At 59.3% G+C, this 19,198-nt stretch carries 20 protein-coding genes; 10 read left to right on the top strand and 10 right to left on the bottom strand.

Annotation, left to right across the window (positions count from 1 at the left end; all coding sequences use genetic code 11):
- Positions 1–50: 50 nt before the first annotated feature.
- Positions 51–824 carry a DeoR/GlpR family DNA-binding transcription regulator gene (locus tag VFG26_RS09570; RefSeq protein WP_325024657.1) on the top strand — a complete coding sequence of 258 codons (774 nt, stop codon included), beginning with the start codon at positions 51–53 and terminating at the stop codon, positions 822–824.
- A gap of 23 nt (positions 825–847) precedes the next feature.
- Here VFG26_RS09570 and VFG26_RS09565 read toward each other — a convergent pair whose 3' ends face one another.
- The 6 genes from VFG26_RS09565 to VFG26_RS09540 form a co-directional block, all read right to left on the bottom strand.
- Complete coding sequence (locus VFG26_RS09565) at positions 848–1,390, bottom strand: peroxiredoxin (protein ID WP_325024655.1); 543 nt, start codon at positions 1,388–1,390, stop codon at positions 848–850.
- A gap of 33 nt (positions 1,391–1,423) precedes the next feature.
- Complete coding sequence (locus VFG26_RS09560) at positions 1,424–1,891, bottom strand: DoxX family protein (RefSeq protein ID WP_325024653.1); 468 nt, start codon at positions 1,889–1,891, stop codon at positions 1,424–1,426.
- A 5-nt stretch (positions 1,892–1,896) separates the two neighbouring features.
- Complete coding sequence (locus VFG26_RS09555; protein ID WP_325024651.1) at positions 1,897–2,682, bottom strand: molybdopterin-binding protein; 786 nt, start codon at positions 2,680–2,682, stop codon at positions 1,897–1,899.
- Positions 2,679–3,542, bottom strand: a complete 864-nt coding sequence (locus VFG26_RS09550; protein WP_325024649.1) for a cytochrome b/b6 domain-containing protein — start codon at positions 3,540–3,542, stop codon at positions 2,679–2,681. Before VFG26_RS09550 ends, VFG26_RS09555 begins: the two co-directional genes overlap by 4 nt.
- 105 nt (positions 3,543–3,647) lie before the next feature.
- The gene (locus VFG26_RS09545) at positions 3,648–3,938 is read right to left on the bottom strand and encodes a pentapeptide MXKDX repeat protein (RefSeq protein WP_325024647.1); all 291 of its coding nucleotides are present in this window, start codon (positions 3,936–3,938) and stop codon (positions 3,648–3,650) included.
- Between the two features lie 112 nt (positions 3,939–4,050).
- Complete coding sequence (locus tag VFG26_RS09540) at positions 4,051–4,578, bottom strand: hypothetical protein (RefSeq protein ID WP_325024645.1); 528 nt, start codon at positions 4,576–4,578, stop codon at positions 4,051–4,053.
- A 246-nt stretch (positions 4,579–4,824) separates the two neighbouring features.
- Between VFG26_RS09540 and VFG26_RS09535 the strand changes: the two genes are divergently transcribed.
- The 3 genes from VFG26_RS09535 to VFG26_RS09525 all read left to right on the top strand — a co-directional run bounded on the left by VFG26_RS09535 (position 4,825) and on the right by VFG26_RS09525 (position 9,592).
- Positions 4,825–5,685 (top strand): AraC family transcriptional regulator, encoded by an 861-nt coding sequence (locus VFG26_RS09535; RefSeq protein WP_325024643.1) that lies wholly within the window; start codon positions 4,825–4,827, stop codon positions 5,683–5,685.
- A gap of 159 nt (positions 5,686–5,844) precedes the next feature.
- Positions 5,845–8,166, top strand: coding sequence for a TonB-dependent siderophore receptor (locus VFG26_RS09530; RefSeq protein WP_325024641.1), 2,322 nt, complete (start codon positions 5,845–5,847; stop codon positions 8,164–8,166).
- 133 nt (positions 8,167–8,299) lie between these two features.
- On the top strand, positions 8,300–9,592 hold the full coding sequence (locus tag VFG26_RS09525; RefSeq protein ID WP_325024639.1) for a PepSY-associated TM helix domain-containing protein: 1,293 nt from the start codon (positions 8,300–8,302) through the stop codon (positions 9,590–9,592).
- 50 nt (positions 9,593–9,642) lie between these two features.
- Here VFG26_RS09525 and VFG26_RS09520 read toward each other — a convergent pair whose 3' ends face one another.
- Entirely contained in the window at positions 9,643–10,539 is an 897-nt protein-coding gene (locus VFG26_RS09520; RefSeq protein ID WP_325024636.1) for a nucleotidyltransferase domain-containing protein, read from the bottom strand.
- 242 nt (positions 10,540–10,781) lie between these two features.
- Complete coding sequence (locus VFG26_RS09515) at positions 10,782–11,189, bottom strand: RidA family protein (RefSeq protein WP_325024634.1); 408 nt, start codon at positions 11,187–11,189, stop codon at positions 10,782–10,784.
- Positions 11,190–11,316: 127 nt separating this feature from the next.
- Between VFG26_RS09515 and VFG26_RS09510 the strand changes: the two genes are divergently transcribed.
- Positions 11,317–12,219 carry a LysR family transcriptional regulator gene (locus tag VFG26_RS09510; RefSeq protein ID WP_325024632.1) on the top strand — a complete coding sequence of 301 codons (903 nt, stop codon included), beginning with the start codon at positions 11,317–11,319 and terminating at the stop codon, positions 12,217–12,219.
- A 56-nt stretch (positions 12,220–12,275) separates the two neighbouring features.
- Positions 12,276–12,749, top strand: coding sequence for a VOC family protein (locus tag VFG26_RS09505; RefSeq protein WP_325024629.1), 474 nt, complete (start codon positions 12,276–12,278; stop codon positions 12,747–12,749).
- A 20-nt stretch (positions 12,750–12,769) separates the two neighbouring features.
- Here the strand turns inward: VFG26_RS09505 and VFG26_RS09500 are convergent, their stop codons facing one another.
- Together VFG26_RS09500 and VFG26_RS09495 are read right to left on the bottom strand one after the other, a co-directional pair.
- Complete coding sequence (locus tag VFG26_RS09500) at positions 12,770–13,417, bottom strand: response regulator transcription factor (RefSeq protein WP_325024627.1); 648 nt, start codon at positions 13,415–13,417, stop codon at positions 12,770–12,772.
- A gap of 2 nt (positions 13,418–13,419) precedes the next feature.
- Positions 13,420–14,784 carry a sensor histidine kinase gene (locus VFG26_RS09495; protein ID WP_325024625.1) on the bottom strand — a complete coding sequence of 455 codons (1,365 nt, stop codon included), beginning with the start codon at positions 14,782–14,784 and terminating at the stop codon, positions 13,420–13,422.
- Positions 14,785–15,019: 235 nt separating this feature from the next.
- On the opposite strand from VFG26_RS09495, the gene VFG26_RS09490 reads away from it, so the two are divergent.
- From VFG26_RS09490 to VFG26_RS09475, 4 genes are all read left to right on the top strand, one after another.
- The gene (locus tag VFG26_RS09490) at positions 15,020–15,532 is read left to right on the top strand and encodes a DUF3280 domain-containing protein (protein WP_325024623.1); all 513 of its coding nucleotides are present in this window, start codon (positions 15,020–15,022) and stop codon (positions 15,530–15,532) included.
- A gap of 6 nt (positions 15,533–15,538) precedes the next feature.
- Complete coding sequence (locus VFG26_RS09485) at positions 15,539–16,276, top strand: pentapeptide repeat-containing protein (protein WP_325024621.1); 738 nt, start codon at positions 15,539–15,541, stop codon at positions 16,274–16,276.
- 68 nt (positions 16,277–16,344) lie between these two features.
- Positions 16,345–18,165, top strand: coding sequence for a pyrroloquinoline quinone-dependent dehydrogenase (locus tag VFG26_RS09480; protein WP_325024619.1), 1,821 nt, complete (start codon positions 16,345–16,347; stop codon positions 18,163–18,165).
- A 306-nt stretch (positions 18,166–18,471) separates the two neighbouring features.
- Positions 18,472–19,188, top strand: a complete 717-nt coding sequence (locus VFG26_RS09475) for a hypothetical protein (protein WP_325024617.1) — start codon at positions 18,472–18,474, stop codon at positions 19,186–19,188.
- Positions 19,189–19,198 lie beyond the last annotated feature (10 nt).

Below are 19,198 nucleotides of genomic sequence, written 5' to 3'. Positions count from 1 at the left end.
AAGTACATCGACCGAACGGTCAACGCAATTACCGAACGGGCAAAATCCCCATGCGGCCGAGCCTCAGGCGCGAACGAATCGAGCAGTTGGTGCGCGAGCAGCAACGCGTGACCGTCGACGGCCTCGCGGAACTCCTCGGCGCATCGAAAGAGACAATCCGTAGAGACCTGACGGACTTGGCCGAGCGCGGGCGGGTACGCAAATTCCATGGCGGCGCCACCATCGCCGAGCCCCGGCAATCCGAGCCGGATATCGAAGGCTCGTTTCAGGCGCGCCTGCAGGAGAATGCGCGGGCGAAGCGCGCCATCGCCAAACGCGCCATACAACTCTTCAAGCCCGGCGATACGCTGTTTGTAGACACCGGCACGACGACGCTTTTCTTCGCGGAAGAGATGGCCCGCGCAACCGGCCTGACGGTCATCACCAACTCGGGCGTCATCGCGGCGCTGGCCGCGCTGGGAACGGCCAACCAGGTCTTTCTGATCGGCGGCGAGTACCGCGCCGACCGCAACGAAAATCTAGGTCCCCTTGCGATCGAGCAGATCGGCCGCTTCCACTCAGCTCACGCTGTGTTGACGGTCGGTTCGGTCGAGACCGTCGGCATCCTCGACTACGATCTCGGCGAGGCCAACATCGCCCGCGCGATGATCGCTCAGTCGCGTTCGGTCACCGTGCTCGCCGACAGTTCCAAGTTCGGCCGAGGCGGGCTCATCAAGGTCGCTGGCCTGAATGCCATCGAGCGGATCGTCACCGAAAAGGAACCGCCCGAAGACATTGCCGATGCGATGAAGGCCGCAAGCGTGCCGGTGATCGTGGCGGCTTGAAGAACGAAGCCCGTGCTGCAAACCTACGGATTCTTGGCCTTCCAGCTTTCCACGGCAGCGAGCGTATTCTTCACGTGGTCGGAATAGTCGAGGGCGGTGTACTCATAAGCAATCTGCCCGTCGGGTGTGACGACGTATGACGTGCGGTTGGCGTAGGGCAGAAAGCCCATCATCACGGAGTCGTACGCCGTCATGATCTTCTGATCCTTGTCGGCGGCGACCGGGAATTTGCTCTGGCATTCCGAGGTCGAGAACTTGTTCAGCGTTTCGATGTCGTCGTTGCTGATGCCGATGACGGTCGCGCCGAGCGCTTCAAATTTCGGCATCGCTTCGGCGAACTCATGCGCTTCCGCGGTACACCCGGCCGTGAAAGCCTTGGGGTAGAAATAGACGACGACCGGCCCCTTCTTCAGTGCCTCAGCGAGGGAGAACGTGAACTCCTTGCCGCCAAGGGAAGCGTGCGCTTCGAACATCGGCGCCTTGTCGCCGGACTTCAGGGCAGCCAATGCCGCGGTCCCTGCCAACGAGCAGAAGGCGAGCGTGGCAACGACGGCTCGAATGAGCATGTTTGCTTTTCCCTTGGATTGCCGCACTGTTGGTCACGTGCGCCGGCGCGCATCGAACGACAGGGGCCCCGCGCCGACCATCACCAGCGCCGCAAGACAGGCGAGATAGAGAAGATCCGTCTCATAACCGGGCTGCCCGAATTGCGCACCCGCCGGGGTAATGGCAAGCAGCTTGATCGAGCTGAACCCATATTGCCAATGCACGCTGAACATCGCGACGAGGAGAACGACGGCCATCGGAATGCTGGCGAGTGCCACGAAGGCTCCAGCGAGAATCATGGCGCCGCCGATGATTTCGATCCCGATCGTCGCCAGCGACATGAGGTGAGGGAAGGGCACGCCGAGCGCGTCCAAAATATTCGCGAAGTGATCGGGCCCGCGTCCGAGCTTCGCCAAGCCGTGCGCAATGAAACCGTAGCCTGCGATCAGCCGCAGCGGCAGCGGCGCCCAATCGGCGAGCGTCTGCGTCGCCTTATCTACGAGAGTGTTATCCCCGTTCATTCCCGTCATATTCCTCCGTACCAGTCGTAACCGCGGTCTTCCCAATAACCGCCCTTGCCTAGGCCGAACCGGCTGAAGCTGTCGGCCAGCTCGATCGTGTGAACGTATTTGGGCTGCTTGTAGCCGAGAGCCCGCTCAAGGCGGACGCGGATCGGCGCACCGTTCGCTACGGGCAAGCTTTGGCCGTTGAGCCCGTACGCCAAAATCGTCTGCGGGTGCCGTGCATCGACCAGATCGCAGCTTTCGTAATAAGCCGCCGGATCGCTCTCGTCGTAGACGTCATAGCAGTGAAAGACGACGTAGCGCGCATTGGGCTTCACGCCTGTCTCATCGAGAATGCGCGACAGCTGCGAGCCCGTCCATTTTGCGATGCAGCTCCAGCCTTCGACGCAATCGTGGCGCGTGATCTGCGTGCGCGCCGGCATATTGCGCAACTCGTCCAGCGAATAACTTTTCGGCCGCTCGACGAGCCCGGTGATCGCTAGGCGATAATCGGCGAAGCCTTTCTCTTTGAGTGCGAGGTATTCGGCCGATTGTGGATCGGTTGAGCCGTTGGGCCGCTGCCCTTGCCGGATTTCGGTTTCGGAATACTCTGGCGCTAGCGCGCCGTCGCGCACGAGCAGCCGCTGTGCGTGGTACGTCAGATCGTTCGCCTTCTCGAGAATGGCGCGCGCTTTGCCGCCGTCCGCGCCGAGAAAATCGAGGTTATCGCATCCGGCAAGAACGAGCGACGATGCGCCCGCAGCCCCTGCGGAGAGGAACCTGCGCCGGCTCAGGATGAGCTTGCTCATCGCTTGTCTCCTTCGCTCTCGGGCGTGCCGGGGCTGGCGCGATACCATCCCGTGATCATCGAGCGGAGTTCGTTGAACGGACCCGCGGCCAAGACCATCAGGACGTGGACGGCGACAAACGACACGAGCAGGAACATCGCTACAAAGTGGATCGTGCGTGCCGTCTGCCGTCCGCCGAAAATTTCAAGCAGCCACGGAAATCCAGCATCCATGCCTGGGCTCATCGCCAGCCCCGTGGCGATGATAAGCGGAAACAGAATGAAAAAGACGGCGCAGTAGGAAAGCTTTTGCAGGACATTGTAGCTGCGGCCGTGATGAAACTGAAAGCGCACGTGCTCGGAGACGTCTCGGGGAAGATTCTTCAGATCCGTTCGCGTCGGCGCGAGGTCTCGGCGCAGGTGACCATTGAAGACGCTGGCGATCAGCCAGATGAGGAGCGTCGCCACCAGCAGCCAGGCAAAGAAGAAATGGATGACGCGCCCTGTGCCGAGATCCCGATAGGACGGAATGGTGAGCGCCGCCGGAAAGCCGCGAACGTCGAGATCGCCGGCTGTTCCGCTCAAACCGAAGACCCCCGTGGTGTTGAACTCATGCCCCAGAATGTTCGTTCGCCCTTGCGGCCCATTCTCGGTGTCGACCGCGCGCATGCTCAAGACGGCATTGTCGTATCCAAAGCCACTCTCGTTGCCGATGTAGAGCGTGGGATGTGCGTTGAAGATCTGGAGGCCGGACAAGAGCAGAAAAAACAAGCAAACGGCCCAGGTCCAATGCGTGAGCCGCGTTGCAAGGCTCTGGCGGTAGATGAGCGGCCCGCGGACCGGCGCATCGATGGACTGCGCATTCTCACGAGATAGGGACATTGGCTTTTCCGTTTGCGTGATAACGCGACGATGCGAGTTCCGCGCCGCGCCCGGCTGAATAGGAGAGCGATGAGGCGAAAGCGCGGAACTGCACTAGCCTCTATCTTACTTGCTTTCCGGGGCCATTGCGTCGTGCTTCGACATGGCATCCGACCCCATGGTGTCCTTCTTCATCGTATCTGAAGCCATCGCATCTTTGCTCATGCCATCCTTGTGCATGGCGTCAGATCCCATCGTATCCTTTTTCATCGTATCCGAACTCTTGGCCATGCTGTCTTTATGCATGGCATCGCCCGATTTGCTCATGGAATCCTCAGCGTAAGCTGGGCTAAAGGCTCCGACGGCGGCGGCAGTAAGCGCGATTGCGATTAGGCTGTTACGAATGAAAGGCGCCATGAACGATCTCCGAACGCTGGCGTGACCACCCGGACCTCATGGCCGGCGCGCACGCTACCGTTCCGAATTCGACTGAAACCAGTCGACGGTTACAGGTTCCGGCGAAAAAACTTTAGCTGGGCCTGTGGTCACGCTTGGCCTGTACCCTGGCGTTAGCCTTTAGAATGCTTCCGATCTTTGCACCCGGCGTGCGAACGCGCCGCCGTACGCTGCCTTTGGCCTTCTGCCCCTCACCGGCGCTCGGGCCTGCCTCTGGATGGTGCACGAATTTGTTGGCGCGGTGCATGGCCAAAGCTCGCTGTGCCGCTTCAACGTTTTCTGCGCGTTTCTCGAGATTGTAGAGGCGCGCTCGCTCTTTCTTCACGCGCTTCAAGGCTTGAGCGAAAATTTGGTTGCGCCGTGCAGGCTGCTCGGCCGTGCCTGGGAAGCTTTTCCCGCGCGGCTCCGACGTTCCTTTCACTTCGCGCCGCTTCTGGCGGGTGAATGTCTTGGCCTTTTCGCGATAGTTTTCGAGCCGCAGTGCCAGATTGCGCAGCGCATCCTTGTCCAACTCATAAATTGCCGGATGGTGCGCCGAATTCACAGCCTCGAATTCCTCGTGATTGAGCAGGCTTTTCTCGTCCTTATTCGAATAGGACATGGGGCGTACCTCATAAAAAGAAGCCCACGAAATCTATACAACCGGACCGCGGTGATACGAGGGCGTCGCCCTTCGTCATTAACGGCGGATGTACCGGCGTCTCCCGAAGTGTCGACCTGAGGCCGCCCGGTTGCATTTTATGCGGGACAAGTTCGTTCTTTACGGGAATAGTCTTCTTTTGTACGTGCGCCCATGGGCGAGTGCGCGGCGTGAGGGAAAGTTTCCGCGATGACCTTTCATCCTCGGATGAAGACCAGCCTGAAGGGCATTTCCGTGATCGAAAGCTTTCATCGATCATGGAAAGGGGTCGTCGCGGACGTCTGGCAGGTTCGCTGCGAGGACGCGGAAGGCGCCTACGAGTCGCCGGATCCACGCCTGTTCGTTGCCCTCCAGGTGCGGGGCAACGGCAGCCTCGTATTGGATGGGGCAGGCACACGCAACGTCGATGCTCAGACCATCAGCTATGTGCCGGCGGGAAAGTTTCTTCGCAGCTTTTCGCGCGGCACCATGTACGTGCAGCATCTCGATTTGCATTTCGATCTGGCGGCGCTGCGCCGGCAATTTGGTTCGAGCATCGACGAGCAGCGCCTCAACGAAACCAATCTCGTTTTTCAGGACCAGCAGCTGCTGGCCATCTGTCAGCTGATCGCCGCGGAGTGCAGGAATTCCAAGCCGTTGCCCGACATGTACGGCGACGGGTTGATGCTCGCGCTGAGTGCGAAGCTATTCGGATTCAAAGAGCCAGAGAGGCGCCGCCGCAGCAAGCTGTCCGATCGTCAACTTCGGCTCGCGAAGGACTACATGACCGCCAATGATCAGCGGGCTGTGCGGCTCAGCGAACTGGCGGAACTGACCGAACTGTCCGAAAGTCAATTCAGCCACGCCTTCAAGGCCACCGTTGGCGTCTCCCCGCACAAGTGGCATCAGGAAATCAGAATTAAGAAAGCCCAGGAGCTTCTCGTGGCTGGGGATCGCTCGCTGGCCCAGGTTGCCGAAATGGCGGGCTTCGCTGATCAGGCCCATTTCACTCGGATGTTCAAACGCATCACCGGCCTGCCGCCGGCATTGTGGGCAAGCCAGCGTCTCGCGCCCAAGATAAGCCGTTAGCGTGTGGCCCTAGCACACCGCTTTTTGCCCAAAATAATTCAATCAACTGGAAATCTTCAATACGAGGCCATCAAACTTGATCTAATTGGTCAACTTTGTTGATTGTCACCGCGTGCTCCGCAGGTTGAGCACAAGCGGGGACTCGTGGCGGGGATGAATATGGGTAGGACTCTTGTGAGGGTTGTCGGCAGCACGGCAGCTCTGGCGGCACTAGCGGTCTCGAGCACCGCATCGGCTCAGAGTGCCGATACGGCTGCCCCGGCTCAAGAGACCCAGCTTGAAGATGTGACGGTCGTCACGGGCCAGCCTGAGAAGCCCAAAAAGCCCGCAAAGAAAAAAGTGCAGCCGAAACCCGTCGCTACCGCGCCGGTAACGGCTCCCCCGACGGCGCCCCCGTCAAACTCAGAGCGGGACGGGCCGAGCACGGCCGAGGCGACCGGGGCCGTCAACGGCTACGTCGCCAAGGAGTCGACGGCGGGTTCCAAAACCGGAACCCTCATCCAGGACATTCCCCAGTCCGTATCGGTCGTCGGCCGGCAGGAAATCGATGACATGGGCGCACAGAAGGCCGATGAGGCGCTGCGCTATACGGCGGGCGTGTTCGCCCAGCCCTTCGGAAACGACACCGACACGAACTGGATCTACATCCGCGGCTTCGATGCGACTCAAACCGGCATCTACCAGGATGGATTGCAGCTCTACAGCTATGCCTTCGGCGGTTTCTACATCGATTCATTTGCGCTGGAGCGAATTGAGGTTCTCAAAGGTCCGGCCTCCGTTCTCTACGGCGGCAGCAACCCCGGCGGCATCGTCAACTACGTCAGCAAGAAGCCGACGGGCGAACGGCTGCGCTACCTGGAAACCGGCATCAACGACGCGGGTAATGCCTACATCGGCATGGATATCGGCGATCGCGCCGGCCCGGCGCTTGACTACCGGATCACCGGCCGCATCGCCGGCGGCGACACCTACACCGATTACCAGGATGGTTTCCGCGGCTTCATCTCGCCGACGCTGCGGTGGTCCGACGACAATACAAGCTTCACGCTGCTCGCCAACTACACGCATATCGACGAAAATCACGGCGGTGGCGGCTTCCTGCCGTACATTGGCACGGTCGTGTCGGCACCTTTCGGCCGTATCCCGCGCGATGCCAACTACTCCGAACCTGACCTCGACTATTACAAGCGCGAACAGGGCTCCATCGGCTACGAATTCGAGCACAAGTTCAGCAGCGATCTCATCATCCGCCAGAACGCGCGGTACGGTGCATCCCACCTGAAGGAACACGTTCTATATCCGAACGACTATGTGATTGTGGATCCAGATGTGGGTCCCGACCCGAGCACAGGGATGTTGAATCGCATCAACTTCAGCCACGACACCTCTGTTTCCACATTCCTGCTCGACAATCAGGTGCAATGGAAAACGCGCGATGCCTATTTCGAGCACACGGTGCTCGCGGGCGTCGATTACAAATACTTCAACATCGATCAGGTGCAGGCGTCCGCCCTTTTCGGCACCACGACTCCCATCAGTGTTCTGGATCCCATCTATGGCGTGCCGCAAACGCGCCCCGTCAGCTATATCAATCAGGATCTGACGCAGGAGCAGATCGGAACCTACATCCAGGATCAGATCCGCTTTGGCGGCGGCTGGCTGGTGACCCTCAACGGCCGGTATGACTGGGTGTCCACCGAGGCGCACAACGGCCCGACATTCTACTCACCAACCCAAAACAGCAATCAAAGTGGCGATGACGGACAAGCATCGGGCCGCGCCGGCATCGCCTACGAGTTCGCCAACGGCGTGACGCCCTACGTCAGCGCCGCGACCTTCTTCAACCCTGTGATTGGCACAGATCCAACCACTCAAAACTTCTACGTACCGGAAACCGGCGACCAGTATGAGGTTGGATTCAAATACGTTCCGAAATTTTTCGACGCCATCATCACGGCCTCGCTTTTCGACATCACGCGCCAGAACGTCCTTACGGGCACGGAAGGAAGTCCGTTTGCCCAGTTTCAGCTCGGTGAGGTCAGGTCGAGAGGCTTCGAATTCGAAGCCAAAGCCAACGTCACGCAAAACCTACGCGTGACGACGGCATTCACGGCAATGGATCTCGAGATCACGAAAGACGGGAATCCGGATTACGTCGGCCACCAGCCGTTCCTTGTCCCCGAGGTCATGGCTTCGGCGTTCGTTGACTACAAGTTCCGCGAGTCGCTTCTCAATGGCGTGTCCATTGGCGGTGGCGTCCGCTATCTCGGACATTCCTACGCCGACCTCGAAAACGAGTACAAAGTTCCGGAAGTTACCCTGTTCGATGCTCGCATCGGTTATGAGTGGAATAATTGGGGCATTGATCTTAATGTGACGAACGTTTTCGACAAAGAATATGTCGCGAGCTGCCAAGGCGTTGCGGTCTGCAGCTACGGCGAAGGTCGGGTTTTCAAAATCAAGTCGCATGTCACTTGGTAGTGCGGAAACCTACGGAAGTTCGAATGAGCCGTTGCCGCTCCGGCGGCAGCGGCTTGCGCGCTTGAATGCGCGCCAATGCGGTGCACTCAGCTCTGGACCTACAGAGCTCTCCGGCAAATTCTAGGAGCGGTATATGAGAGGGACTTTCGTCCTCTTCCATCGTTGGGCCGGCTTGTTCATCGCCGTGTTCTTGGCCATCTCCGGCCTGACCGGTGCGGTGATCTCGTGGGATCACGAACTTGACGAATGGCTGAACCCCCAGCTCTTCACCGCCAAGAGCGATGGCGAACCGCTGCCGCCGCTGGAACTCGTGAAGCGCCTCGAAGCGGCCGAGCCGCGCGCCAAGGTCGTCAACTTTCCGCTGACCTTCGAGAAAGGGCACACCGCTGTGCTCGGCGTCGAGGCGCGGCTCGATCCCGCAACAGGCGAACCTTACAAGCTCGATTATAATCAAGCCTTCGTCGATCCGGCGACCGGCGAACTCGTGGGCACACGCTACTGGGGCCGCATTTCGCTCGATCGCGAAAATCTTCTGCCGTTTCTCTACAAGCTGCACTACTCGATGCACATCCCCGACTTCGCCAACATCGACCGCTGGGGCGTTTGGTTCATGGGCATCATCGGCATCGTGTGGCTGTTCGATTGCTTCGTCGGCGCCTATTTGACAATGCCGTCGTTCGCGCGCGGCCCGGCTCAATCCCGTTCGCTGAGCGCCATGGATGCGACCGCTCTGAGCGGCGGCTCCGGCGGCTTCTGGCAAACCTGGTGGCGGCGCTGGAAGCCCGCTTGGCAGATCAAGCTCAATGCCAGCAGCTATCGCCTGAACCTCGATATCCACCGCGCCTTGGGACTGTGGCTTTGGATTTTGCTCTTCATCCTCGCGTTCACGTCGATCTCGATGAACCTAACGAATGAGGTCGTCCGCCCGATTCTGAGCAAAATATCGAGCCTGACGCCCGATGCGTTCGACGATCGCATGCCCCAGCCGCTCAACAAGCCCATCATTGCCGACGTGCCCTTCGATAAGGCGATCGCCATCGCCAGCGAAGAGGCCAAAAGGCGGGGATGGGACGAGCCGCTCGGCAGCGCGTTCTACGGCCAGGCATATGGACTGTACGCGATCTTGTTCTTCCATCCCGGCGATGATCACGGCAGCGGTGGCATGGGCGTGAAGATGCTGTTCATCGACGGCAAGACGGGAGAGCTGCAAGGTGGACGCGTGCCCTGGGAGGGCACCGCCGCGGACGTCTTCATGCAGCTGCAGTTCCCACTCCACTCGGGCCGGATCGCAGGCGTGCCTGGCCGCATTGTGCTTTCGATCCTCGGCATTGTCGTCGCGATCCTGTCGCTGACCGGCATTGTCGTTTGGTTCAAGAAGCGGCAGAGTCGGCTGCGCACGAAGTTGCGTCAGACAGCAACGGCCTAGCGAACTTTCCGCTGGGCGGCGAAAGCGAAGGCGCGGGCTGCATCCCGCGTTTAGGCGTTCGTCACCTCGATTGGCTTGAGCTTGGCGAGCCCCAGACCGATCCATTTGCCGGCTCGTCGCATCGGCGCGGTAATACGCCAGGAGATAGATCGCTTCATCCCTCGGAAGCGCGCCCGTAGTGCCGCGTGCTCGTCAACGAGCCGGGTATGCTCTGCGGCTAGCACAGCATGTTCCGCCACTAGCTCTGCGTGCTTCACATTCAGCTCCGCATGCTCCGCACTCAGATTTGCATGCTGCGCTGACAAAGATGCGACGTGCTGGAGACAGAATTGCTCCGCCGCCTTGACCACAGGATTTTCGGCCGCTTTTGCCTCTTGCATGACCTCTGTCAGTTCACGGTGACCCTCACCACCGAAAACATCCAGCAACGAGATGATATCCTGGAGATCTGCCGAGACGCCGTCTGCACGGATCCTTACCGGTGACCAGGGGGAATAGCGCCTCTCCACTTTTTGCCGGATCTGCTCAGCCGCAGTCGTGCAGCGGACAACTCGGCGATCAATAAGCCCTACGCCCGAAAAGCCGCTCTTTGATGAGACGTAAACGTATTTCTGATCGACCGTGTCATCGTCGTGCATCGAGACCGACGAGCCGTCTGCCTGAAATATCACCGGGTGAATGTCGACCTGGAGACCTTTAGAATCCCGGAAAACAACTCGGGTAGGTACGCTCGTTTCCTTGTCATCCTTTTGAAACCCCAGCTCGACAAGCACGGCTTCGGCTGGAGCGATGCACTCTATGGGGATGATGAGATCGAGATCCGAGTGCTCCCTCGTTTCTTTTCTGAGCAGCGCGTCGGTTGCCCATCCGCCATCGATCCAAACGGGCACGCCGCCGTCCTCGAGAGCACGAAAAACCTTGGTGACGTTTTCGCCGGAGAATTTCATGCGGCGTACCTCCGATGAGCACAGCGCGGAACTCGTGGATGCATGCGCTAACGTGCAATGCGCGCGTGTTTAAAAGTTGGCATGCGGAGCAGTGTTGCGCGAAGGAATCGAGCAGTTGCGAGCATAAGCAGACGATTAGAAGTGGCCGAATGCGGCAGCTTCCTCGAAACCCTGAAGCAACGATATCTTTGAATGAGCGCGCGACACGACCCGGCCGCGCGCCAATTTTTCGAAAGCGAGCGTCAGCTCTGGCCGGCCTGCGTCGGGATGCGCGCGATGACTTTGATCTCGAAATCGAAGCCCGCAAGCCAGTTCACGCCGACCGCCGTCCAGTTCGGATAAGGAGGGGCGCCGATTTCTTCCGCGCGAATGGCCAATACTGACTCGAGCTGCGCCTCGGGATCGGTGTGGAAGGTCGTAACGTCCACCACATCATCGAAGCTGCATCCGGCCGCTGCCAACACCCCGCGCAAATTTGCGAACGCACGGCGCACCTGATCTTCGAACACGGGCTCCGGCGAGCCGTCCTCCCGGCTCCCCACTTGACCCGACACGAACAGGAGATCGCCGGAGCGAATGGCGGCCGAATACTTGTGGACGTCATACAAAGCGTGCCGGTTGGCGGGAAAGATGGCGTCTCGTTTCGTCATGTCGTGTCCTTTTCTGGCCTTAGTGAGCGGAAGTCCGCCTCGCGGTTTGCCTGGACACGAATAGGGGAGACTGCATTACGCCGACTAGGCGTTGATATCCGCATGACTTGATGCAAAATGGCCATCAATGACCCGGCCATCCCTCAACGACTTGACCGCCTTCGTGGCCGTCGCCGTCCACCGCAGCTTCCGCCGCGCAGCCGATGAACTCGGCACCGCTCCCTCCACATTGAGCCATGCCATGCGCGGCCTCGAAGCACGCATGGGCGTGCGCCTTCTGCACCGCACGACGCGCAGCGTGTCGCCGACGGAAGCCGGCTTTCAACTGCTCGGCCGGCTGCAACCCGCGCTGGCCTCGCTCGATGAAGCGCTGGACAGCGTCGCGCCGTTCCGCGGGAACGTGGCTGGCACCGTACGCATCAATGCCCCGCGCTTGGCGGCTGCGGTTCTCGTTCGCGAGATTTTGCCAAAGGTCTCGGAGCGGCTGCCCGATGTCATCGTCGACATCGTTGTCGAAGGACAGCTGATCGACATCGTTGCAGAGGGATACGACGCCGGCGTGCGTCTCGCCGGATCGATCCCTAAGGACATGATCGCGGTTCCGCTTGCCAAGCCCGTCCGTTTCGTCTGCGTGGCCTCGCCATCTTATCTCGATCGCTGCGGCGAACCGCGAATGCCGGAGGAACTGATCAGCCATCGCTGCATCGGTCACCGGCTGCCGAGCGGCAAACTTTATCGCTGGGAATTCGAACGCGCCGGGCAGGAACTGACGGTTGAGACGAGCGGGCCGGTCATTCTCGACGAGGAAGACCTAATGGTGGAGGCCGCGGAGAAGGGCCTGGGCATCGCTTATGTGGCGGATATCGCAGCCGAAGCGGCGTTGTCTGAAGGCCGCCTTCGCGAAGTCCTCAGCGCATGGATGCATCCCGCGGAACCCATCGCGATCTACTATCCAGGACATCGCGCCGTACCGTCGGCGCTTCGAGCGTTCCTCGACGTCGTCAGGGAGACAAGCAAGGTCAAATTGTGAGACAAAAGTCTTGTCAGAAGGTCTGCTCTCGCGAACGAGCCAAAGGAAACGTTCTCATGGCCAAGAACACGATTTGCCTCTGGTACGATAAGGACGCTGAAGCCGCCGCCCAGTTCTATGCGAAAACCTTTCCCGACAGCGCCGTCCATGCCGTGCATCCCGCACCTGGAGATTATCCCTCAGGCCGGGCCGGAGACGTGCTGACGGTGGAATTCACGGTCGCTGGCGTTCCCTGTCTCGGCATCAATGGCGGCCCTCACTTCAAGCAAACCGAAGCGTTCTCGTTCCAGATCGCCACCGAAGATCAGGAAGAAACGGACCGCTATTGGAACGCCATCGTCGGCAATGGTGGCCAGGAAAGCGCGTGCGGCTGGTGCAAGGACAAATGGGGCGTCTCATGGCAGATCACACCGCGCGTTTTGACTGAGGCGCTGGTGGCGGGAGGCGAGGAAGCCAAACGCGCGTTTGCGGCGATGATGGACATGCAGAAGATCGACATCGCCGCGATCGAGGCAGCGCGGCGCGGCTGATGACGCGCCGCAGGATGCCGTCAAGAAACGAGCGGCGTCGCCAAACCCTGCTTGATGCAATAGTAGACAAGCTCGATATCCGTCCGGACGCCGAGCTTCGACCTGATCGAATAATGATAGTTGGCAACTGTCTTCGGGCTGAGACTGAACGCGTCCGCGATTTCCTCGTTCGTTTTTTCATCGAGGATCATGCGCAGAATTTCGAATTCGCGCGGCGAGAGCGCCTCCAATGCCGATGCATCGTGAAATAGCCGGTCTGCTGCAATCGCCTTATTGATTTCGGCGCAGAGCGCGGGACGCCCCGAAAACACAGTCTTGATCGCGCTGACCAGAACGTCGGGCGGGCTGCTCTTCGTGACATAACCTTGCGCGCCTGCCTTGAAGGCCTGTTCGGCATAGGACGCGTTGGCGTGCATCGTGAACATCAGGATCCGCGCGACGGGGTCATAAAGCCGTATTTGACGCACGAGATCGATGCCGCCTCTGCCGGGCATCGAGATGTCGATGACGGAAACATCCGGCGTGAGCTTTTTGTAGGCCTGGTAGGCGGAACTGGCATCTTCCGCTTCGCCCACCACTTCGATTTCGTCCTGCGCTTCGATCAGACGGCGATATCCCTGCCGCACCACCGCATGATCGTCGACGAGAAGAACGCGAATTTTCCCCATTGTCAGTTTCCGGATTGCGCGAGGAATTCGACCCGCAGGCCAAAGCCGCCAGCCGGGTTCGGCCCTGCCGCAAAGCGTCCGCTGAGCGCCAGGACCCGCTCGCGCATGCCGATCATGCCCCAACCGCTGAGCGAGTTTTTATTCCGTGCTGAGCTGCCGGACCCGTCATCATCGACCGCAAGCTCAATTTTGTAGGCCCCTTTGTCACGAAACTTGTTCAAGACAACCTTCACGTTGTGAGCGTTGGCGTGCTTCGCCGCGTTGTTCAAAGCCTCTTGAACGATACGATAGACGTGAGCGCTGGCCTCAGCGCTCAAGTCTTCCAGGTGACCCCTCGTCTCTAAAGTGTAGTGGGTCGCCCCTTGCGCCAGAGTGTTGTGCTTCTCGACGAGATCGCGGAGGCTCTGAATAAGCCCAAGATCATCGATCTCCGAGGGCCGTAAGTAGGCAAGCGTTTTGCGGATGGAGACCATGAGGTCCGAGGTCATCGCCTCGAGCTCGCTGGCATCGCGCGCCGCCGAGGCATCGCTTCGTTGCACCTTCCCGCGCACGCAAGCAGCAACCGCACTGATAGCGCTCAACTGCTGCGCAACGTCATCGTGAAGCTCGCGCGCGATATGCAGCCGTTCCTGCTCCTGCGCATCAACGAGTTTGCGCGCCAGCTCGGATCTTTCGGCGGTGACCTTGGCGAGATCACGCGACAGCGCGTTGATGACTTCACTGATACGATTGAGTTCAGACAGCCGGAAAGCAGGCAGGCGGCATTCAAGATCGCCTTGCGCCAAACGGTTCAATCCCGCGATGATGTCCTTCGTAGGCGCCAAGGCGCGATCGATCACCCAATATGCCACGATGCAAAGGGTGGCGATGAGGACGGCGGAAAGCCCAAGCATCGGCGCGATCGATGTCCAGGCTTGTCCCGCGGTTGCCACCGGGTCGGAACTTGCGACGACCGTGCCTTCGGAGACCCCACGATACGAGATCTGGCGCGTTACCGATGCTTCCGAGCCGATCAGCCGTTTGTAGATCTCGAAGAACCAGTTCGGAGTGGTGATAGCCGCAGAATTTACGCCCTCGCAGCTGGATCGCAGGACGGCCCCCTTTGCGTCGAGCAGTTGCACGCATTGTCCTGGTTGAAGCGCGTACGTCGTCACAAGATCCCAGTCGGGAAATCTGCCCGAAATGTCGAGCGCGCTTTTGATACGCACGAGCTGAAGGTCGAGCTGCCGCCCCACCGATTCTGCCAATCGCGCGTTCTGCGCCTTGACCGAGACAACCGTCCGAAAAAGCGTAAATGCCGAGCCGGCGACAAAGCAAGCGAGCGCGACCAGCACGATGCGGCGCACCAAAAGCAATTTGAGATCCATGCCACTAGGCTCCTCCTCGCATCTGAAGGGTTAGGGCAACATTCGCCCGGTGTGAAGAAGGCCGCCGAAGATCGTGGGATTCGCCCAAGCATCCCCGTGTGATCCGCCGTTGCCGGTTTCGGCGATGAACCCCAGATTCAGTCTAATGCCGTAATTGAAGGAAATCCTCATGCCGATGCACAACTCCGCTGGAACTCATTCCCAGCCGATGCGCTTGCGATGGATGGCCTATGCCATGCGCTGCTTATCCGCGCTCGTCATAGGCGGCGTCATGGCTGCGGTGCTCCTGTCTGCCCCCGCTAATGCCGAGCCGCAGCGCACCGCGCTTCTTGGCGTGCACCTCCAGAACGATAACGAGGGCTATGAGCCGACATCTGACGCGGAGCGAAACCGCATGAAGGCGATCGCCGCTGAGTTCGAGAAGCTCCTGACAGCGTCAGGCCGCTATACGTTTGTGCCGGTTCCCGCTTCAGAGCAGCAGAAGATTGATGCCGGCCAGCTCGTGGGAGCGTGCGGCGGATGCGAATACGACTATGGCCGCGCTCTCAATGTCGACCACATCGCCTGGATCCGCGTGCAGAAGATCTCTAACTTGATCTTGAACATCAACGTATATATGGCGGATGTTGCGGATGAAAAAGTCACCTTCATCCACAGCGTCGATCTCCGCAATAACACCGACGAGTCCTGGATGCGGGGCCTCAACTATCTGGTTCAAAACTATTTGCTGCCCAGTCCGCAAGGTTGAAGAACAATGAGAACAATCGCGCTTGTTATTGCAATGCTGTGGGCATCGAACGCCGTCAGCGCCGCCGATATGACGACGCGCGAGGTCGTGGGCAAGCTCTTTGCGGCGACACAGCAGAAGCCGGCCGACCTTTCCGGCAAGGATCTGTCCAACCTCGATCTAGCGGGGTTGGATTTCAAGCACGCGAACCTGAAAGGCGCATCTCTCTTTGGAACCGATTTAGCGGAATCGAATCTCTCCGAATGCAACCTGGAGGGCGCCAATCTGGATCGCGCCACACTCACCAAGACGAATCTTTCGAATGCCAATTTGAAAGGCGCTACGATCCGCCGGCCTTCAATCTTTTCGACGATGGTGCCTTACGCGTTCGAGGCCCCGGTATTCCGCGGAGCAAATCTTGAAAAGGCGTGGCTCGACGGCGTGTTCAACCATAGTGATTTCTCAGGCGCCAACCTTGCCGGCGCGCGTTTCGGCCCGCTCAGTTCGCGCGACGTTGATGGTTCGGTCCTGCGGGGCGCCAAGTTCGCAAACGCGAACCTGAAAGGCGCCGTGCTCGAGCGTGCAAACCTCAGCTACACGGATTTTTCCGGCGCTCAACTCGACGGCGCCAATTTGCAAAACACGGATCTCACCAAGGCAATCTTCCGCGGTGCGAGTCTTGAGGGCGCGAACCTTGCGACGGCGCGCCTGGACGAGACGGATTGGACCAATGCCGCAGTTCCGGCGGACGTTCTCAATCGTTGATCCCCTGGCAACTAGTCGCCGAACTTTTCCCGCCTCGTCCTCAATTCAAGGCTGTCCAAACTGTGATCATGCGAAATCTCAAAGCCTCGGCTGCAGCTTGGGTCGGTGGCGTAGCTCTCTTATGTTTCGCGGCGACGGTGGCCCTCGTTGCTGCGGAAATAGATGGCGCGCGCTTGAACGCAGCAGCAGAAGAGAAAGCGAGCTGGATCCTTCCGGGCCGAGACTACGCCAATCAGCGCTTCTCGCCGCTCGATCAAATCACGCCGGCCAACGTGAAGAGGACGGTTCCGAAGTGGATCTATCAGACGGGCATCGCAGCAACGTTTCAGACGACGCCGCTTGTCGCTGACGGCGTGATGTTCATCACGACGCCCTTTGTGGCATTGGATGCGAAATCGGGCCGGGAACTCTGGCGCTACGAACACAAGCGAACTCCGGGCTATAAACTATGCTGCGGTCCAGCTAACCGGGGCGCTGCGTTGGGCGATGACCGCGTCTTTGTTGCGACCGTGGATGCTCGGCTCGTTGCCCTGGAGTCAACGTCTGGCAAAGTCCTATGGGATATTCCGCTTGTCGAGCCCGGTGATGAAAATGCCCATGGCAAAAGTGAGGATAGATCCTCCTCACTCGGCTCCGATGACGAACGCCTGAAGGCAAACATCCAGGGACAGACCGGCGTTGGTTCGGCGGCCGCGCCACTCGTCGTCGGTGACCTCGTCATCGCTGGCGTCAACGGCGTGGGTTACGGGTTGCACCTAGACGGCGACAGGCCGGGCTCGCCGCTGGGCACCGTCGTTGGTTTTTCAGGCCGCTTTGGCCGGCCGGGCTTCATCGCAGCATTCAACGTCAAGACCGGCAAGCGCGTTTGGCAGTTCGATACAACGCAAGCCGGATGGGAAGGGCAATACGTGACGGCCACGCCCGATGGCGTCCCTCTCAATCGCGACATTGCAGCTGAGAAGGCGTCAGCATCGAAATTCTCTAACGCTTGGCGTTACGGCGGCGGCAGCAGTTGGCCGACGCCCGCTTACGATCCGGCGCTCGGGTTGATCTACATCGGCGTCGGCAATCCTTCGCCACAGGCGAGCGGCGAAACGCGCCCCGGAGATAATCTCTATACTGTATCCCTCGTCGCGCTCGACGTTCAGACGGGCAAGCATGTTTGGCACTACCAGCTGGTGCCGCATGACGTGTGGGGCTACGACGTTGCGAGCCCGCCTGTCCTGTTCGATGCGATCGTTGATGGCAAGTCCGTACCGGCCGTCGGGCATGCGAGCAAACTTGGATGGTTCTACACGCTCGACCGCCGCAACGGTCAGCTGCTCTTCAAGTCAGAGCCGTTCGTCCCGCAGCAGAATATGTTCGCCCGGGCAACGCCCGAGGGAGTTCTCATCGCCCCTGGCGTGGGTGGCGGCGTGAATTGGTCGCCAACGTCCTTCGATGCCAAAACCGGCGTCGCGTTTATCGCGGCCATGCACATGCCCTCAATCTACAAGACCGGCGCCATCCCGGCCACCGGCGGCAAACCGGCCGTAGAATTCGCAACCATCGAGCCTGCAAACGTGCCGCGATGGGGCGTGCTCGCAGCCATCGACGTCGCCAAGACCGGCAAGATCGTCTGGCAGCGCAAGACTGCCGATCCTCTCATCGGCGGCGTGCTGGCGACAGCCGGCGGCCTCGTTTTCACGGGCGAGGGGAATGACTTCACAGCTTCCGACGCCAAATCGGGCGAGCTGCTATGGAGCTTCAATTGCGGGGCTGGCGTCAACGCACCGCCCATCGCGTTCGACATCGATGGACGGCAGTACGTCGCCGTCGCCGCCGGCGGAAGCCAGATTTGGGGTTTCCGCCAAGGCGATGCCGTCATCGTTTTCGGCCTGCCTGACTAACTGGCGCTTCGGTAGATGATCCCCTCGCATGGCCGCAACACTTTAGGCCCTTAGCAGTTGTCCCGATAAGCGAATACACCGCGCTATAGGACTTTCCGCTAAGTTTTGTTCTCGTAAAGGCTTCGGATTTCTTCTGTGATTGAAACGGTTCAGTCCTTGGCGGCAATGCTGAAATTATTTTCAGTGGCCAGCGCAAAACCGAGCGGCAGCTAGGCCTTCTGGTTAGTCCACTGCACTTATTTGACGCTCGGTGCACAGCGGAATACGTGGTTGTACTTTTGTATGCGAATTCCAGCGGGGCCGAAATTGTTCGCCGATGCTCTTCAAAGATGGCCTTGGCCGGAAGACTGCACGCTACCGGATGTGAGCCCATTTACGTTCACTCTTGATGGTGGTGGTCGTCACCTCATTCAGACTGTTCTCCAGAATCGTACTAACTCGATTTTTGCCGAGTTCGGCACGTTCATGGGTGGTGCCGCTAGAACATGGCTTTCTAACAATATCGGGTTACGATACGTCTGCGTCGATCCCTGGGGGGACGACATCACAGATTATGTAAAGAGCCTAAGCAACGTAGATTGGGCTGCAAGAGCGTACAAGACTAGCTATTTAGAAGAGATAGCAGAACTGCTTTCACGTTACGGACCTCTGCGGCTGGTTCAAAACAACCTCGCATCGTTTAAGGATCGCTGCGTTTTGATCCGCGGACGAATACCTGCCGCATATTCCGAAATGAGATCGGCGGGCTTGGTTCCGGACATTATTTACATCGACGCCTTGAAGCGGCACGAAGATTTTGTAGAGGCCCACAAAATATTCCCTAACGCTATAATCACGGGAGATGACTGGAATTGGGGTATCCAAGCAGATGGCGCATATCCAATAAGGCCGTATGTCGAGGAGATAGCCAGAGAAAGAAATGGTCAAATTTATGCTGACAGAGCAACGTTTGTTATAAGCGAGCCCCGTCACGAGCTGCAGTTCGATGACAAATGGCGTTATATGAGCCAGTCTTCAGCGTGATTAAGTTCGC

This window comes from Hyphomicrobium sp. (assembly GCF_035687085.1).
In the GTDB taxonomy this organism is placed as follows: domain Bacteria; phylum Pseudomonadota; class Alphaproteobacteria; order Rhizobiales; family Hyphomicrobiaceae; genus Hyphomicrobium_B.
Note: the sequence above shows the minus strand (reverse complement) of the source record. Positions and strands in the feature narration are given on the sequence as shown.

What these genes read in the sequence shown, in the direction of transcription:
- VFG26_RS09570 (WP_325024657.1), top strand. Translation starts at nt 51, where the DNA reads ATGCGGCCGAGCCTCAGGCGCGAACGAATCGAGCAGTTGGTGCGCGAG.
- VFG26_RS09565 (WP_325024655.1), bottom strand. Translation starts at nt 1,390, where the DNA reads ATGCTCATTCGAGCCGTCGTTGCCACGCTCGCCTTCTGCTCGTTGGCA.
- VFG26_RS09560 (WP_325024653.1), bottom strand. Translation starts at nt 1,891, where the DNA reads ATGAACGGGGATAACACTCTCGTAGATAAGGCGACGCAGACGCTCGCC.
- VFG26_RS09555 (WP_325024651.1), bottom strand. Translation starts at nt 2,682, where the DNA reads ATGAGCAAGCTCATCCTGAGCCGGCGCAGGTTCCTCTCCGCAGGGGCT.
- VFG26_RS09550 (WP_325024649.1), bottom strand. Translation starts at nt 3,542, where the DNA reads ATGTCCCTATCTCGTGAGAATGCGCAGTCCATCGATGCGCCGGTCCGC.
- VFG26_RS09545 (WP_325024647.1), bottom strand. Translation starts at nt 3,938, where the DNA reads ATGGCGCCTTTCATTCGTAACAGCCTAATCGCAATCGCGCTTACTGCC.
- VFG26_RS09540 (WP_325024645.1), bottom strand. Translation starts at nt 4,578, where the DNA reads ATGTCCTATTCGAATAAGGACGAGAAAAGCCTGCTCAATCACGAGGAA.
- VFG26_RS09535 (WP_325024643.1), top strand. Translation starts at nt 4,825, where the DNA reads ATGAAGACCAGCCTGAAGGGCATTTCCGTGATCGAAAGCTTTCATCGA.
- VFG26_RS09530 (WP_325024641.1), top strand. Translation starts at nt 5,845, where the DNA reads ATGGGTAGGACTCTTGTGAGGGTTGTCGGCAGCACGGCAGCTCTGGCG.
- VFG26_RS09525 (WP_325024639.1), top strand. Translation starts at nt 8,300, where the DNA reads ATGAGAGGGACTTTCGTCCTCTTCCATCGTTGGGCCGGCTTGTTCATC.
- VFG26_RS09520 (WP_325024636.1), bottom strand. Translation starts at nt 10,539, where the DNA reads ATGAAATTCTCCGGCGAAAACGTCACCAAGGTTTTTCGTGCTCTCGAG.
- VFG26_RS09515 (WP_325024634.1), bottom strand. Translation starts at nt 11,189, where the DNA reads ATGACGAAACGAGACGCCATCTTTCCCGCCAACCGGCACGCTTTGTAT.
- VFG26_RS09510 (WP_325024632.1), top strand. Translation starts at nt 11,317, where the DNA reads ATGACCCGGCCATCCCTCAACGACTTGACCGCCTTCGTGGCCGTCGCC.
- VFG26_RS09505 (WP_325024629.1), top strand. Translation starts at nt 12,276, where the DNA reads ATGGCCAAGAACACGATTTGCCTCTGGTACGATAAGGACGCTGAAGCC.
- VFG26_RS09500 (WP_325024627.1), bottom strand. Translation starts at nt 13,417, where the DNA reads ATGGGGAAAATTCGCGTTCTTCTCGTCGACGATCATGCGGTGGTGCGG.
- VFG26_RS09495 (WP_325024625.1), bottom strand. Translation starts at nt 14,784, where the DNA reads ATGGATCTCAAATTGCTTTTGGTGCGCCGCATCGTGCTGGTCGCGCTC.
- VFG26_RS09490 (WP_325024623.1), top strand. Translation starts at nt 15,020, where the DNA reads ATGCGCTGCTTATCCGCGCTCGTCATAGGCGGCGTCATGGCTGCGGTG.
- VFG26_RS09485 (WP_325024621.1), top strand. Translation starts at nt 15,539, where the DNA reads ATGAGAACAATCGCGCTTGTTATTGCAATGCTGTGGGCATCGAACGCC.
- VFG26_RS09480 (WP_325024619.1), top strand. Translation starts at nt 16,345, where the DNA reads ATGCGAAATCTCAAAGCCTCGGCTGCAGCTTGGGTCGGTGGCGTAGCT.